Annotated in this window: 12 protein-coding genes and 1 pseudogene; 8 read left to right on the forward strand and 5 right to left on the reverse strand. The window is 69.4% G+C overall.

The genetic code is table 11. The features are described from left to right. Positions 1 to 13 precede the first annotated feature (13 nt). From CYFUS_RS14265 to CYFUS_RS14295, 7 genes are all read left to right on the forward strand, one after another. Complete coding sequence (locus CYFUS_RS14265; RefSeq protein ID WP_095985720.1) at positions 14 to 844, forward strand: outer membrane beta-barrel domain-containing protein; 831 nt, start codon at positions 14 to 16, stop codon at positions 842 to 844. Continuing rightward, the gene (locus CYFUS_RS14270; protein WP_095985721.1) at positions 841 to 1,686 is read left to right on the forward strand and encodes an outer membrane beta-barrel domain-containing protein; all 846 of its coding nucleotides are present in this window, start codon (positions 841 to 843) and stop codon (positions 1,684 to 1,686) included. Before CYFUS_RS14265 ends, CYFUS_RS14270 begins: the two co-directional genes overlap by 4 nt. Then, positions 1,683 to 3,668, forward strand: a complete 1,986-nt coding sequence (gene gltC / locus CYFUS_RS14275) for an adventurous gliding motility protein GltC (protein WP_095985722.1) — start codon at positions 1,683 to 1,685, stop codon at positions 3,666 to 3,668. Before CYFUS_RS14270 ends, gltC begins: the two co-directional genes overlap by 4 nt. Positions 3,669 to 3,797: 129 nt before the next feature. Beyond that, the gene (gene plsX, locus CYFUS_RS14280; protein ID WP_095985723.1) at positions 3,798 to 4,826 is read left to right on the forward strand and encodes a phosphate acyltransferase PlsX; all 1,029 of its coding nucleotides are present in this window, start codon (positions 3,798 to 3,800) and stop codon (positions 4,824 to 4,826) included. Next, positions 4,823 to 5,866, forward strand: a complete 1,044-nt coding sequence (locus CYFUS_RS14285; protein ID WP_095985724.1) for a phosphatase domain-containing protein — start codon at positions 4,823 to 4,825, stop codon at positions 5,864 to 5,866. The genes plsX and CYFUS_RS14285 overlap by 4 nt, the downstream gene beginning before the upstream one ends. After that, entirely contained in the window at positions 5,863 to 6,645 is a 783-nt protein-coding gene (locus CYFUS_RS14290; protein ID WP_095985725.1) for a sugar nucleotide-binding protein, read from the forward strand. Before CYFUS_RS14285 ends, CYFUS_RS14290 begins: the two co-directional genes overlap by 4 nt. Positions 6,646 to 6,819: 174 nt before the next feature. Then, complete coding sequence (locus tag CYFUS_RS14295) at positions 6,820 to 7,431, forward strand: hypothetical protein (protein ID WP_095985726.1); 612 nt, start codon at positions 6,820 to 6,822, stop codon at positions 7,429 to 7,431. 13 nt (positions 7,432 to 7,444) lie between these two features. Here the strand turns inward: CYFUS_RS14295 and yjjX are convergent, their stop codons facing one another. Beyond that, positions 7,445 to 7,984, reverse strand: coding sequence for an inosine/xanthosine triphosphatase (gene yjjX, locus CYFUS_RS14300; RefSeq protein ID WP_095985727.1), 540 nt, complete (start codon positions 7,982 to 7,984; stop codon positions 7,445 to 7,447). A gap of 400 nt (positions 7,985 to 8,384) precedes the next feature. On the opposite strand from yjjX, the gene pcnB reads away from it, so the two are divergent. Continuing rightward, complete coding sequence (gene pcnB / locus CYFUS_RS14305) at positions 8,385 to 10,058, forward strand: polynucleotide adenylyltransferase PcnB (protein WP_232537553.1); 1,674 nt, start codon at positions 8,385 to 8,387, stop codon at positions 10,056 to 10,058. Positions 10,059 to 10,073: 15 nt separating this feature from the next. Here the strand turns inward: pcnB and CYFUS_RS14310 are convergent. The 4 genes and pseudogenes from CYFUS_RS14310 to CYFUS_RS14325 form a co-directional block, all read right to left on the reverse strand. Further along, a pseudogene (locus CYFUS_RS14310) lies at positions 10,074 to 11,315 on the reverse strand (DNA polymerase IV); the annotation flags it as partial. Positions 11,316 to 11,319: 4 nt separating this feature from the next. Next, the gene (locus tag CYFUS_RS14315; protein ID WP_095985730.1) at positions 11,320 to 12,264 is read right to left on the reverse strand and encodes an RluA family pseudouridine synthase; all 945 of its coding nucleotides are present in this window, start codon (positions 12,262 to 12,264) and stop codon (positions 11,320 to 11,322) included. Then, complete coding sequence (locus tag CYFUS_RS14320) at positions 12,261 to 13,397, reverse strand: serine/threonine-protein kinase (protein ID WP_095985731.1); 1,137 nt, start codon at positions 13,395 to 13,397, stop codon at positions 12,261 to 12,263. Before CYFUS_RS14320 ends, CYFUS_RS14315 begins: the two co-directional genes overlap by 4 nt. Before the next feature lie 166 nt (positions 13,398 to 13,563). After that, a complete protein-coding gene (locus tag CYFUS_RS14325) occupies positions 13,564 to 15,342 on the reverse strand; it encodes an Ig-like domain-containing protein (RefSeq protein ID WP_157758445.1) in 1,779 nt (592 codons plus the stop codon). Positions 15,343 to 15,628 lie beyond the last annotated feature (286 nt).

Genomic DNA, 15,628 nt, shown 5'->3' on the forward strand with positions numbered 1-15,628 from the left:
GGAGCTCCCGGAAGTGAATCGCCTCCAGGCCGTCCTGCTCGCGTTGTTCCTCGCGCCCGCAGCACCGGCACTCGCACAGAACCAGGAAGAGGGGCTCGGACTCGATCTGAGCGGTGATCCCCAGAAGCCCCAGCAGGAAGAGACGGAAGCCGCCGCGGAGCCGCCTGCGGAGGAGCCTCCATTGCCCTCGCCCGTCGCGGAGGCCCCACCGGCAGAGCCCCTCACGCCGGCCGAGCGCGACGTCACGCTCGACGATCGCGTGAAGAGCGTGCAGCGCAAGGTGTACCTGAAGAAGAACCGCTTCGAGCTGGCGCCCTTCGTCACCCTGTCGGTGAACGACCCGTACTACACCAAGCTGGGCACCGCGGTGCGCGGGGCGTACTACCTGGCGGACACGCTGGCGATCGCCGCGCGCGTCTCGCTCATGCAGGTGCTGCCCGAGGACGACGTTCGCATCGCCAAGTCCACCTTCCAGAGCCGCATCTTCTACTCGGTGCCCCAGTGGTCCGCGATGGGCGACGTGGAGTGGAGCCCGCTCTACGGCAAGGTGGCCTTCCTCAACGACATCCTCCACTTCGACGCCTACCTCGTGGGCGGCCTGGGCGTGGTGAACACCGAGGCGGCGACGGACTATGCGGTGGGCCCGCTTCCCGCCGCGGACCTCGGCATCGGCATGCGCTTCGTGGCCCGGGACTTCTTCGCGGTGAACGTGGCGCTCATCAACACGACCTACGTGGACAGGCCCAAGTTCACCAGCAAGGGCGCCACCCAGAACCTCATGACCCTCAACGCCGGCATCTCCATCTTCTTCCCCCTCAAGTCGACTGGACGGGACGCCGAATGAAGACCGCCCATCGTCTGCTGATCGCCCTGGCCCTCGTGCCCGGGCTCGTGCTGGCCCAGGCTCCCGCCGCGCCGGCCGCGCCCGCTCCGGCTCCCGCCGCCAAGCCCGCTCCCGCCAAACCCGCCACCCCGCCCAACGGCCCCACCACGACCGGCTCGGCCGAGCAGGAAGCCGGTGACGTGTCGGAAGTGGACAAGGATCGGCTCGGGCCCCTGCGCGAGCGCGTGGTGCCCGTCTCCGGTCACCTCTTCCTCAAGAAGGGCCGCCTGGAGCTGAGCCCCTCGGCGACCTTCTCCATCAAGGACGCCTTCTATTCGAAGTACATCTTCGGCGGCGTGCTCACCTACCACTTCACGGAGACGCTGGGCCTGAGCCTGCGCGCCGGCTACTCCCTGCCCACGGTGGCCGCGGCCGCGCAGATCTGCACCTTCGATTCGACGGGTGGATCCACCACCCGCGGCTGCCGCCGGCCCACCTTCGAGGATCTGGAGGACAAGGCGCCGGGGAAGATCCTGCTGACGGGCGGGCTCGACGTGCAGTGGGCGCCCATCTACGGGAAGATGTCGCTGCTGTCCGAGCAGTTCCTGCACTTCGATCTGTACGGCATCGCGGGCGCCACCGCGGTGCAGTACCGCGCTCCCGGCGCGACGGAGCTGACCGTGGGCGGCAACGTCGGTGTCGGCATGCGCTTCTTCGTCAACCGGTGGATGACGGTGCGCACCGAGTTCCGTGACCTCATCTACGTGGAGAAGGCCCTCAACCCGGCCACCACGCTGCGCAACCAGTTGCTGTTCGAGCTGGGTGTGTCCTTCTTCTTCCCCAACGCCCCCCCTGAATCATGAAACGTCTGCTCAAGCCCTTCTGCCTCTCCCTCCTCGGGCTCACGCTGACGTGGGCCCAGCCCTCGCCCGCGCAGAGCTTCGAGGGTCTGGACGTCTCCCAGCCCAAGAAGAAGAAGAAGCCCTCGCGCAAGCCCCGGGGCAAGAAGCCTGGCGCCACCCAGGCTCCGTCCGCCGACGAGTCGGAGTCGGATGACGCGGCGGATTCCTCGGACTCCTCGGCGGCCACGAACAGCGCGGCGACTCCCGCGGCCCCTCCGGCCGGGGGCACCGCCACCCAGCCTCCCGCCATGGGGTTGGATCTGACGGCGGACACGCCGCCTCCCACCCAGACCGCGCCCACCATGTCCTTCGACGCGGTGGACGTGTCCGGCAAGAGTGGAGACCGCCAGCGTCTGGACGTCGCCGTGTCGCTCTTCAAGAACGACGAGTACGACAAGGCGGCGATGAGCGCCTTCGAGATGATCCAGGATCCCAAGCTCGCCGGCCTCCACATGGAGGCGCGCTACGTGCTGGCCAAGGCCCTCTACCGCATGGGCCTGTACCACTCGTCGCTCGGTGAGTTCTCGAAGATCCTCGCCGTGGGCCCGGAGACGAAGTTCTTCCGCACCAGCCTCGAGTGGCTCTTCTTCATCAGCCGCAAGACGAAGAACGAGTCCGTCATCCTGGATGAGCTCGCGCGCCACGCGAACCAGGAGTTCCCCGACCGCTTCCGCAGCGAGTTCCACTACCTGCTGGCCCGCTACCACTTCGTGCGCGGCAAGGCGCTCGACGAGGTGGGTCGCAAGGAGGACGCGGACAAGAGCTTCAACGAGGTCAAGCGCCTCGTGCTGCTCATCCCCAAGACGGACGTGTTCTACCCGCGCGCCAAGTACCTCGAGGGCCTGGCCTTCTTCCGCTTCGGCAACAAGGCCGCTACCGCCTCCGCGCGCCGCACGGACCTCAACACCCTGGGCGCCATCGACTCCATGAAGGAAGTGGTGCGCGTCACGCGCAACACCGCCGGCCTGGACGCGGAGCAGGTGTCGGCGAACCAGAAGCTGCGCGAGCTGGCGTTCATGCAGCTGGGCCGCACGCACTACGGCATGCAGCAGAACCGCTACGCCCTGTTCTATTTCAACAAGGTGGAGCGTGGCACCACGCAGTGGCTCGAGTCCATGTTCGAGTCCAGCTGGGCCAACTACCGCGTGGGCCAGTACGAGCAGGCGCTCGGCAACCTGATCACCCTCTCCTCGCCCTTCTTCCGCGAGGAGTACTTCCCGGAAGCGATGATCCTCAAGGCGGTCATCTATTACGAGAACTGCCGCTACCGCGAGTCGGGCCTCATCCTCCAGGACTTCGAGCGCACCTACCTGCCCGTGCATGATCAGCTGGAGCTCATCACCAAGAAGCAGCTGGACGCGGCCGAGTCCTACGGCGTGCTCGCCGACGTGCAGAAGAAGAACAAGGATGGCCAGGAGAAGGGCGAGACGGACCGCATCCTCGAGCGCATCCTGCGCCTGGCCCTCACCGACCAGGATCTCAAGAAGACGAACGACTCCATCCTCGAGCTGGAGGGGGAGATGGACCTCTTCTCCGAGAAGGGTGACACCTTCCGCTACTCCGAGCTGACCAAGCAGCTGCTCGAGGGCCTCAAGGTGCAGCGCACCGCGCTCATCGAGAAGGCCGGCATGATGGCCAAGGGCAAGCTGGAGACGGAGCTCTCGGCGCTCAAGCAATTGCTCGCCAACGGTCTGCGCATCAAGTTCGAGACCGTCACCAAGGAGAAGGAGTTCCTGGAGGAGCAGCTCAAGGCGGGCGGTCAGGTCTCCATCGTCAAGAAGTACAGGTACTCGGTGGCGGTGGCGGATGATCAGCTCTACTGGCCCTATGAGGGCGAGTACTGGCGCGACGAGCTGGGCACCTACCAGTACACGATGACCAAGGGCTGCGTGCAGCGCGACACGGCCAACCGGAACGTCCAGCAGGCCAGCGGCTCCAACTGAGTCTCCTTCCCCGGATGGGGAGCCTCCCTCCGAGGGGCTTCTCGTCGGGTGAGACCCGCTTCCGGGGGGTTGGATCCAGGTGGATCCAACCCCCCATCGTTTTTCCCAAACCAGTAGGATGGGGCTCGCATGGCCATCAAGCCCGTCACCATTGCCTTCGACGTGATGGGGAGCGACCACGGTCCGGCCGAAGTCATCCGGGGTGCCGCGCAGCTCTCGCTGGAGTCCCCTCACATCCACGCGCTGCTGGTGGGAGACCGAGCCGTCATCGATGACGTGCTGGCGGCCACCCGGCACAGCGGCGAGCGCATCTCCGTGCAGCACGCCTCGGGGTTCATCGCCATGGACGAGAAGCCGGGCGAGGCCCTGGCGCGCAAGCCGGACGCCTCGGTGTCGGTGGCGGCGCGGCTGGTGGCCGAGGGCGAGGCGGATGCGCTGGTGTCCGCGGGCAACACGGGCGCGTGCGTGCTCGCGTGCGCGCGCCACTTCCAGCTCCTGCCGGGCGTGCGGCGCGCGGCGCTCGCGGCGGTGTACCCCACGCGCATGCGCCACGGCGGCAAGGAGGACCCGTTCTCGCTCATCCTCGACGTGGGCGCCACGGTGGAGGCCACCGCGGATGACCTGGTGACGTTCGCGGTGATGGGGGCGGCCTACGCGCGCATCATCTCGCGCAACGAGCAGCCCAAGGTGGCGCTCCTGTCCAATGGCACCGAGTCCACCAAGGGGCCGCGCCACGTGGTGGAGGCGCACGCGAAGATCGCGGGGCTGCCGGGCATGCAGTTCCTCGGCAACGTGGAGGGCGTGGACATCCCCAAGGGCACCGCGGACGTGGTGGTGACGGACGGCTTCGTGGGCAACGTGTGCCTGAAGATGCTCGAGGGCGTGCACGAGACGGTGTTCGAGCTGGCCCAGTACGCGCACAAGGAGAGCCTGCGCTGGCGCGCGGGCCTGGCGATGCTGGCCGGCGGCATCCAGCGCATCAAGGACATCACCGACTGGGAACAGTACGGAGGGGCGCCGGTGCTCGGCTTCGATCGCATCTTCATCAAGGCCCATGGCCGCTCGCACGCGCGCGCCATCGCCAACGCGGGGAAGATCGCCGCCAAGGCGGCCGCCAATGAGCTGGGCAAGTCCATCCAGCAGGGTCTGGCGCGGTGAGCCTCCCGGACCGCATCGATCCCCGGCCTCCGCGGCGCATCTACCGCTGGGATCTGGACAAGACCTACCTGCAGACGGAGTTCGACTCCATCCGGGACATCCTGCGCACGGCCTTCCAGAAGGCCCACGAGAAGCAGGCCGTGCCGGGCGCGTCCGCGCTCATCCGCGAGCTGGCGGCCAATGGCGACTCGCGCCTGTGCATCGTCTCCGGCAGCCCCCGGCAGATGCGCTCGGTGCTCGAGGAGAAGCTCAAGCTGGACGGGGTGGTGTGGGACGAGTTCGTCCTCAAGGACAACGTGGGCAACCTGATGCGCGGGCGCTTCCGGGCGCTGCGCGGGCAGGTGGGCTACAAGCTGCCCGCCATCCTCGAGAGCCGCGCGCTCGCGCCCCTGGAGGCCGAGGAGGTGCTCTTCGGGGATGACGCCGAGGCGGATGCCTTCATCTACTCGCTCTACGCGGACATGGTCGCCGGGCGCGTGGACGAGCGGGTGCTCTCGCAGATCCTCTCCCAGGCGGCGGTGTACCCGGACGAGGTCGAGCGGGTGCACGCGGCGTGGAAGAAGATCGCCGTGTCGGATCCGGTGCGGCGCATCTTCATCCACCTGGATCGGCTCACGCCGCCCGCGCACTTCGCGGACTACGGCCCGCGCGTGGTGCCCATCTTCAACTACTTCCAGGCCGCGCTGGTGCTCCTGGCGGATGGCCACCTCACCGCCCCCCAGGTCATCAAGGTCGCCGTGGAGATGGTGCAGACGGCGGGGCACAACATCATCACCCTGTCCAACTCGTTCCAGGACCTGCTGCGCCGGGGTCTGCCCCTGCAGCAGGCGGCGGCGGCGCTGGTGCAGGCGCTCGAGGGGCCCAACGCGCTGCTCCAGGCGCTGCGGCCCATGCCGGACATCATCTCGGCCTTCACCAAGCGGCTCGCCGCGCTGGGGACCGAGCCCGCGCCGCCTCCCGCGCGCGCGGTGGACTACCTGGCCATGCTCCACCACGCCCTGCCGCGCACCCACAAGGCGCGCAAGCCTCCACCGGCATGAAGGCGCTCGTCACTGGCGCCCATGGCACCGTGGGCTCGCGGCTGTGTGATTTCCTGCAACGCCAGGGCGTGGAGGTGGTGCGCTGGGATCGTTCCCTCGTCCCGGTGGACGACTACTGGGCGATGGAGCACTTCGTGCGCTCGGTGGCGCCCGACGTGCTCTTCCACCTGGCGGCGGCCTCGAGTCCCTCCCAGCGTCCGGACGACTCCTGGCGCGTCAACTACGAGTGGACGAGCGAGCTGGCGTGGATCTGTCGGCAGGTGGGCGTGCGCTTCGTCTTCACCAGCTCGGTGATGGTGTTCTCGGATGGGGCGCGCGGACCCTTCACGGTGGACTCGGTGCCGGATGCGACCGAGGGCTACGGCAACGAGAAGCGGCTCGCCGAGGCGCGCGTCTTCCACCAGTACCCCGAGGCGCGCGTGGCCCGGCTGGGCTGGCAGATGGACTTCGGCTTCTCGGGCAACCAGATGGGGGCGTGGCTGGAGACGCGCGCGCGCGAGCAGGGGCGGGTGGAAGCGAGCACCCGCTGGTATCCGGCGTGTTCCTTCCTGGACGACACCGTGCGGGCGTTGTTGGCGCTCGCGTGGGTGGAGCCGGGGCTCTACCTGTTGGATGCGAACGAGCGCTGGACCTTCCATGAGATCGCCTCCGCCCTGAGTGCCTGGCATTCGGGCCGTTGGCGGGTGGAACCCAGTGAACACTTCGTGTTCGATCAGCGGATGATCGACGATCGGATCCGCCTGCCCTCGCTCAAGACGCGGCTGCCGGATCTGCCTTGAAGGAAACGCGGTGGCCGGTCGCGGTCCGCCGGTGAGCACAAGCGCCGGGGGGCGGTATCCACGCGGGTTGTCGCTCCCTACCTTGCTTCGTGGGAGGCGTTTCCCGCCTCGGAATCCCCCGTCCGGAGCCGCACGTTCGGGGTGGGCCCTCCCGTGCACACGAGGAGTGAGCCCATGCCAGGCGTGAAGTCCACCGTTCCCCCGCTGCTTCCCTTCTTCCTGCTGGCCTGTGGGATGGAGCCCCCGGATGCGGAGCCGCCCCCCGCCACCCAGGTCGCCGCGCTGGACTCGGCGGTGACCCGGGGTTGTCTCTTCCACGTCTCGTCCCGGCTGAAGCCGGGCCGCATGCCGCCCCAGAGGCAGATCGTCGTCACCCGGGAGGACGGAGGGGGGTGCACGTGGGGCGAGGGCAGCGTGGTGCTCGGCACCACGTATGACGACTCCTCGCTGTCGCTCGCGGCCAATGAGCTGGGCGTCGCGGTCGGCTTCACCTCCAAGTCCTCGCCGAGCGGCTCCGCCGCCGTCTCCGTCCAGCTCCGCCACCTGGATCCCCAGTCGTTCGAGGTGCTGCGCGGTACGAGCCTCGGCGCGCTGAACCCGACCCAGGCCGGCCATGTCCACGACGTGGATCTCTCCCTCGGCGCGGATGGCACCACCCTGGAGGTGCGCGGCTCCAAGACGGGCGCCATCCCGGGGGAGGTGGGCTCGGGCAGCAACTACGTCGCCCTCTTCCCGGACTTCTTCACGAGCACCCTGGCGCCCACCATCACCGCCGGAGAGGGGTGAGGGAGGGCCGGATTCAGCCTCGCGAGGAGGGTGGGGCGTAGAGCTCGGGATACAGGAATGGAATCAGCGCGCACGCCACGGGGCCCCGCCACATCTCGGTGCGGGTGAAGAGGCCGTTGGTGAGGATGCCCACCGCGCCGAGGCCCCGCTTGCTGCCCGTGCGCCCGGACACCTCGTCCATCACCGGGCCCAGCTCCTCGCCCCGCAGCGCGCGGGCGGCGATGGTCGGGGGGAGGGGGAAGCGCACGCCCCAGGTGAAGTTCTCCCGGCCGTCCGCCGCCACCACGGCCACGCCGTTGATGAGGCTGTGGTCCGGATCCACGCCCCCCTCGAGTCCCAGGCCGAGCTGCGCGTCGGGCACGGCACCGAGGGCCGCCCGGGCACGGTTGCGCGCGCCCTCCGCGGTCTCCGCGGTGCCGATGGGCTGCTCCCGCACGCCGCTGGGCACGTCCACCCCGATCACCGTGCAGCCGGGAAACGCCTGTTCGCACACGGCCCGCACGGCCTCGGTCTTGGCGGGATTCGTCGAGCCGACCGCGATGCGCATGGACATGAGTCAGTTCCTCCCCGAGGGCCCGGGCCGACGGTCGCTGGAATTCATTCCCGCCCGGGGGGCGCCACGGCGCTCCCTGGCCGCCCGCCTGGACGGCTCCTCCACCCATACGGCCCGTGCGGTGGCCAGAAGATTCTTCGGGGTCCGGGTGTTATGGAGGGCATCCTGGCCGTCCGCCGGCTCCCGGACGAGGCGTGGAGGTGTGGCTCCCCGCCGCCCCGACGAGAGGCGGACGGGGGTGGTGCCCACCCGGCTTGTTGCCCCCGTCAACAATGTCTCCATGAGCTACTCCCTCCCGGGGAGGATGCGGTATAGGTCGTCCCCTTAGATTCGCCCCCCTTGGGGCGTCAACCGCGAGATGACGCGAGACTTCACTGACACACCGCCCGCCGGTGACCCGATGCTCCAGCCCGTGCCCGATGACGCGCGCGAGGCTGTGGCCTTCGAGGCCGGGTCCAAGGACCCCCTCGAGGAGCTACCGGTCCCCGAGCCCGAGGAGGTTTCCTTCCCCATGCCCGCCTTCACGGCGCCGTCGGCCGAGGACACGATCCCGGACACGGATTTCCTTCCCGAACCCCAGCTCTCCGGCAAGCCCGCGGAGATCGATCCGGACAAGCTCGATCCGGATGCCCTCAAGGTCATCCACCGCCTGCACTCCCATGGCCATGAGGCCTACCTCGTGGGGGGATGCGTGCGCGACTTGTCGCTGGGCCGCACGCCCAAGGACTTCGACATCGCCACGAGCGCCCACCCGGGTGAGGTGCGCGCCATCTTCCGCAACTGCCGGCTCATCGGCCGCCGCTTCCGGCTCGCCCACATCTACTTCAAGGGCGGGAAGATCATCGAGGTGTCCACCTTCCGCGCCAACCCCACCGAACTCGTCGACGCTCCGTCCGAGAGCGGCGAGGAGGAGGGCGGCGAGGCCGAGGAGTCGCAGAACCCGGATCTGCTCATCACCCACGACAACGTCTTCGGCACCGCCGAGCAGGACGCGCGCCGCCGCGACTTCACCATCAACGGCCTCTTCTACGACGTCGTCGAGGGCCGCATCATCGACTACGTGCGCGGTCGGCGGGATCTCGACGAGCACTACATCCGCACCATCGGGGATCCGGAGATCCGCATGCGCGAGGATCCGGTGCGCATCCTGCGCGCCGTGCGCTTCGCCTCCAAGCTGGGCCTGGACATCGAGTCGCGCACCTATGCCGCCATGGAAGGGGCCGTCGAGGATCTCCCCCGCTGCGCCCCGGCGCGTCTGCTCGAGGAGACCTTCCGCCTCATCCGCGGCGGCGTGGCGGCGCCCAGCCTGCGCCTGCTCGATGCGCTGGATGCGCTGAAGATCCTCCTGCCGCCCGTGGCCGCCTACTTCAAGGAGCAGGGCCGCCGCGGTCAGGAGACCTTCTACTCCTTCGCCGAGGCGCTCGACCGGCGCGTGGCTTCCGGGGAGCTGCTGGACGACGCCATCCTGCTCGCCGCGCTGCTGGTGCCCATCGCCCAGGCCTCGCCCGTCGTGGAGAGCCTGGACGCCGCGGGCCGTCCCTCGGTGTCCCAGGCCATCGAGGACCTGCTGGCCGAGTTCGTCCAGACGGCGCGGCTGCCCCGCCGCATCGCCGAGCGCTGCCGTCTGCTGCTCATCGCCCAGCGCACGCTGTCGGGGGAGCGGCGCAAGAAGACGGGGGCCTTCCGCCGCCATCCGCTCTTCGCCGACGCGCTCGTCGTCTTCGAGATCTCCGTCGAGGCCACGAGTCGTCACCGCGACGCGCTCGAGGCGTGGAAGCGCGGGGACGTGCCTTCCTCCCGTCCGTCCACCGAGGGCTCCGCCGCCGAGGGAGACGCGCCCCGCAAGCGCCGTCGTCGGCGCCGCCGGGGGGGAACTCGCAACAAGCCCGGGACGACGGAGGGTGCCTCCACCGCCCCGGCGGCCGCGGGCGCTTCCGAGTCCACGGCCACGGAGGCCTCGGAGGATGCCCTGGACGAGGCCTCGGGCGACGAGGAGTCGGACGACACGTTCGACTCCAGTGACGCGGACGACGACTCCGGCGAGGACGCGGAGAGCGCCTCCGACGAGGGGTGAGCCGTCGCGGACGTGTCAGTTGGGACGCTTGGGCTTCTTGGGGCGCTCGGGATCGGCCTCGGCGCTCCCGGCGACGTCCGCGGTCGTCACCGCCTTGGAGCCGAAGCGCTCGGCGATGCGATCCAACGCCGCGTTGAGCTTGTCGCTGCGCTTGGGGGCCTCGGGCTCGGAGAACAGCCCGAGCTGCCGCGGCTCGGCGCCGCCGCCCAGCTCCTGCATGGAGACGCCGGTCAGCCGCACCGGCTTGTCCTCGTGGGCCTTCTCCAGCAGCTCCCGGGCCACGCGGTAGAGCGTCTGTCCATCATCCGTGGGGGAGGGCAGGGTGGTCCTCCGGGTGATGAGGGTGAAGTCCGCGAACTTCACCTTGAGCTGCACCACCCGGCCCTTCACTCCCGCGCGCCGCATGCGGCGGCCCACCCGGAGCGCCTGCGAGTGGATGTAGGGACTCAGGGCGTCCAGGCCCGTCACGTCCTCGTCGAAGGTGTCCTCGGCGCCCACGCTCTTGGCTTCCCGGTCGGGCACCACCTCGCGCGGATCGATTCCTTGCGCGAGCTCCCACAGGTGACGTCCGGCCGAGCCGAACCGGGCCTCCATCCACGCCACGTCCCGCCGGGCCACGTCGCCAATGGTCTCCAGCCCCGCGCGCTTGAGGCCCTCCTCCGTCTTGGGCCCCACGCCCCACAACCGGCCCACGGGCAGCGCCGCGAGGAACGCCACCGTCTCCTCCGCGCGCACCTCGCGCTGGCCGTTGGGCTTGGCCACGTCCGAGGCGATCTTCGCCACGAACTTCACCGCGGCGATCCCCGCCGAGGACGGCAGGCCCGTCTCCGCGGCGATCTCCTTGCGGATGCGCCGCGCGATGTCCGCCGGGGAGCCGAACAGCCCCACCGAGGCCGTCACGTCCAGGAAGGCCTCGTCCAGGGACAAGGGCTCGATGAGGGGCGTGTAGCGCTCGAAGATGGAGAACACCTGCTCGCTCGCCTCGCTGTACGCATGGAAGCGGGGCTTCACCACGATGGCGTGGGGCGCCATCTTCATGGCACGCGCCATGGGCAGGGCGCTGCGCACGCCGTACTTGCGCACCTCGTAGGAGGCGGCCACCACCACGCCCCGCCGCGCGTCGCCCCCGACGATGAGGGGCTTGCCGCGCAGCTCGGGACGATCCCGCTGCTCCACCGACGCATAGAAGGCGTCCATGTCCACGTGGATGATGGCTCGCATGGGTGGGCTCACTCTACGGGCTCCCTCCGACACGCGTGGCTCACGCGTCGGGCGGCACGGCCAGGGCGTGCTTCTCCAGCACGGCGCGCAGCTCCGGGGGCAGGGGACTCGTGACGCGCACGGGCTCGTGCGTCACCGGGTGGGTGAGCTCGAGCGCGCGGGCGTGCAGGAAGAAGCGGCCGAGCCCCGGCTCCTCGCGGCCCTCGTACAGCGCATCGCCCACGATGGGCGCGCCCACCGCGGCCAGGTGGGCACGCACCTGATGCAGCACCCCCGTGGAGATGCGCACCTCCACGAAGCTGTACTCGCCCTCGCGCGCCAGCACGCGGAACTCCGAGTGCGCCTCGCGCGCGCCCTCGCCGCCCTCCACCGCGGGCTCCACCCGGTCCGGGTGCCGTGGATGGTGGCGCAGGGGCAGCTCGATCTCTCCCTCGTCCGCCAGGGGCCCCGTCACCAGCGCCCAGTAGCGCTTGTCCACCGCGCGCCCGCCGAACGCCTCGCGCACCGCCGCCCACGCCTCGCGCGTGCGTGCCGCCACCATCACCCCGGACGTCTCGATGTCCAGCCGGTGGCACAGCCCGCCCTCGCGCTCGTCCTCCGAGGCCCCGGCACACTCGGGGTGGCGCGCCACCAGGGCGTTGGCCAGCGTGCCCGTCTCGCCCGGTTGCAAGGGGTGGGAAGGGGTGCCCGCGGGCTTGTCCAGGAAGACGAGCGCCTCGTCCTCGTGCAGCACCCCCAGCGGCGCTCCCGGCTCCGGCACCACCTCGCGCCGCTCCTCGGGCACCACCACGCCGATGCGCTGGCCCGCCGTGACGAGCAACCCCTTCTTCGCCGTGCGGCCATCCACCTTCACCGCGCCCGCGTCGAAGAGCTTCTTGAGCCGCGCGCGCGACAGCCCCAGGGCTTCTCCGATGAAGAGGTCCACCCGCTGCCCGGCCTTGTCCGCCTCCACCACCAGCGTGTGCGTCGTCGCGCTCGCGTTCACTCGGAGAGAGCCTCGTAGACTTCCTCCGCCGTCTGGAACCGGTCATCCGGTTCCTTGCGGAGGAGTCGATGCGCCACCCGCGCCAGTTGGGGATCCGCCCGTGGGTTGAGGGCCAAGAGGGGAGGGGGCTCGGTTTCCAGCACCTTGTGCCACAAGTCCACCGGGGACTTCGCGTCAAAAGGAGGCCGGCCCGTCAGCAGCTCGTACAGGACGACGCCCAGGCTGTAGAGGTCCGTGCGCCCATCGAGCGGCTCGCCCAGTATCTGCTCCGGCGCCATGTAGCGCAGCGTGCCCACCAGGCGGCCGTCCAGCGTCATCCCCGCGTCATCCGCGAGGAACTTCGCCAGGCCGAAGTCCATCAGCCGCACCTGCCGGTCCTCGTCCACCATGATGTTGGAGGGCTTCAGGTCGCGGTGCACCAGCCCATGCGCGTGGATGTACGCGAGCGCCTCGCACACCTGGAGCAGCGAGTCCTTGAGCCGTCCCATCCGCTCCGGCCGGTTGAGCTCCTCCAGCCGCAGCACCGACTCGCGCGTCTCCGGATGGGCATGGGGCCTCGCCCTGTCATCCGGCGGCTCGAAGTCCAGCGGATCCATGTCGTCCGAGTCCGAGTCCAGCCAGGGCTCCACCGGCGCGCGCGACATCCGCTCCGGCGCTTCCGTGGAGCCCGAACTCATGACGTCGCACTCCTCGCTGGGGGACTCCTCGGCGAAGGCCGACAGATCGAACCTCAGGACGCCCGAGGGCTCGGAGCCTTCTTCCCCGGACTCGTCCTCGGAGTGCTCCAGGCTTGCCTTTCCACGCACGAGCGGGAGGCGTGGCGCCTCCGCCTTCAAGGCGAGGTAGTCGCGCAGGGTGAGCCCCTCGATGAGCTCCATGACGAGGTAGGGCGAGCTGTGGAACATGCCCGTGTCGTAGACCTTCACGACGTTGGGGTGGGCGAGGTCCGTGAGGGTCTCGAACTCGCGCAGCAGCCGACGTGCCGCGCGGGAGTCCCGGGTGGGACCTCCCGACAGCACCTTGAGAGCGACCGGCTCGCTGGTCCGGCCATCGAGAGCCCGGTAGACGGTTCCGACTCCCCCACTTCCGAGTGTCTCGAGGACACGGTACCCGCCGATGACCTTGGGTAGCATCAGGCGGAAGATCCTAGAGAGTCGGTCGCGCCGGGGTCAAACCACCTCGGTTGCGCTCGGCTCCTCGCGGGTGCCCATTGCTGCTCTGCCGGGGCCCTGTTGGAATACAAAAGAGGGACTTCCGGGAGCACGGCCCGTTTCCGGGCCGTGTTCCGGTGCCGGTGGCTCAGCGGTTGAGCTGGTAGACTTCCATCGCGCCGCGCCCGGGCTGACTGGCGTCCGGCCGGAGCCAGCCCACCACCGGAGTTCCCGACTTCTCCACCTGCAACTGGATGGGCCAGGGCGAGGACGTCTCGCCGGAGACGGTTTCATTCAGCTCGCCCACGCGCATCCACGCCGAGCCATTCCAGCGCCACACCTCGGCCTTGCCCGGCATGCTCCAGGCGAGCACGGGCTGCTCGGTGTTGTCCAGGGCGAGCACGGGTACCACCGAGGTGACGTCCACCGTGGAGGGAATCGGAATGGGCGTGCCCACGGCCGTCCAGGTGTTGCCTTTCAGGCGGCGCACCTGGATGGCGCCCGGCTCGTTCCAGGCCACGATGGGCTCGCCATTGGAGAGCAGCACCAGCGAGGGGTTGCCGGGCATGGCACCGCGCGCCTCCAGCGGCCACTCACTCCATTCATAGGCGTTATCCGGGCGGCGGATGACCATGAGGCGGTAGCCGTTGTCCACGCGCTCGCTCCACGCCAGCGCGAGGGAGTCCCGGGTCGTGTTCGTCTCCATCGACAGGTGGCGTCCCAGGAGGGCCGTGCCTTGCGAGTAGGTATTGAAGAACGAGGTGTCCTCGGTCGGCCCCCGCCAGTAGACCATCAGGCCCCCGAAGCCGGGAGCCGTCTTCGACCCCGCGAGCCAGGCGAGCCTCGCGGTTCCGTTTTTCGACAGGCGGAGCGCCGCCCGGTCGATCAAGGGGAAGGGACCCTCGGGATTGGGTCCGACGGTGAACTGCCTCGTCCAGGTATCCCCCTGGTGGCTCCACACGGAGACCGACGAGCTGTTCGCGTCCTGGCTGATCCAGCCGACGGTGGGAATGCCGGACTCGTCCAACGCGATGTCCGCCCCGACGTCGCGCAGATCGCTGGCGGGAAAGGGCTTGGGGGGGATCGGCTTCCAGCCCTGCCCGTCCCATTGACGCACGACCACGGAGGAGGAGGACGAACGCCAGGCGACGAGCGGTTGGCCCTTGCTGTCCAGGCGCAAGGTGGGTCCCTGGGCCGAGAGGAGGGGGGGGCCCTCCGCGGGCAGCAGGCTTTCCGTCACCTTGCCCAGGGGGATGAAGACGGGCACCTGCCAGGCCCAGGCCGAATCGACGTTCCCCGAGAGGAAGAGATTGCCCGCGGGATCCTCGGCCCGGCCCATCAGCGTGGCGGCGATGGTCTGGGGCGGCGTGATGCTCATCGAGTGGGCCGGGAAGAAGAGCGTCTTGCGGTCCTCGGACAGCCCCGAGGGGGAGATCAGTTGTGTTCCCCCGCCGCTCGCGTTCAGGCGCAGGGTCAGGGTGCCGAGCGCCGAGGTGGTCAGTGGCTCGGAGAACTTGAGCGCGATGGGCGCCGCCTTCACCGGCACCTGGGTTTCGCCACGCGAGGGGAGGGTGGTGAGGAGCAGTGGCGCCGTGCGGTCCACGATCACCGTGCGCGACTCGCTCTCGTAGACCTGCTCGCCGATCCACGCCCGGGCCTTCAGCGTGTACTTTCCCTCGGGCCAGCCGGTCGTGTCCCAGCGGTAGCTGGCGTCCCCGATCGTGGCCAGCCAGCCGTCATTCACGTAGAGGTCCACCCGGTCCGGAGCGCCCCCTGTCACGGTCAGGGCGATGCCCAGATCGCCCCGGGTCTCGGTCCGTTCGGCCGGTGAGAGGAATTCCACCTCCAATTCGTCTCCGCCACAGCCCTGGACCAGCGCGGCCGCGAGACCCACTCCCAGCATCCACCGTCTCGGTTGACCCAGCATGTTTGTTTTCTCCTGATGTTCGGCGAAACGTCGGGTTGCTTCACCCTGGGTCTGACGGTTCCGTCCCGCGACCGTGCGCGTTCTCTCTCGACGCCGACGCAAGGCATGCCCCGTGTGAAGCCAGGCGGTACTTCTCTACCTCAAGATCAGGAGCGTTTGAAATTCGATTTCGTGCACTCGGATCGTGTGCCTTCCATGCAAATCCAGACATCATGAAAGGTAAATCCAGAGAGCCGAGTGGACGATTGCGTCCACTCTGGTGGCCGCGGGACGTGAGTCTAAAGTC

The organism is Cystobacter fuscus (assembly GCF_002305875.1).
Classification (GTDB): Bacteria; Myxococcota; Myxococcia; order Myxococcales; family Myxococcaceae; genus Cystobacter; species Cystobacter fuscus_A.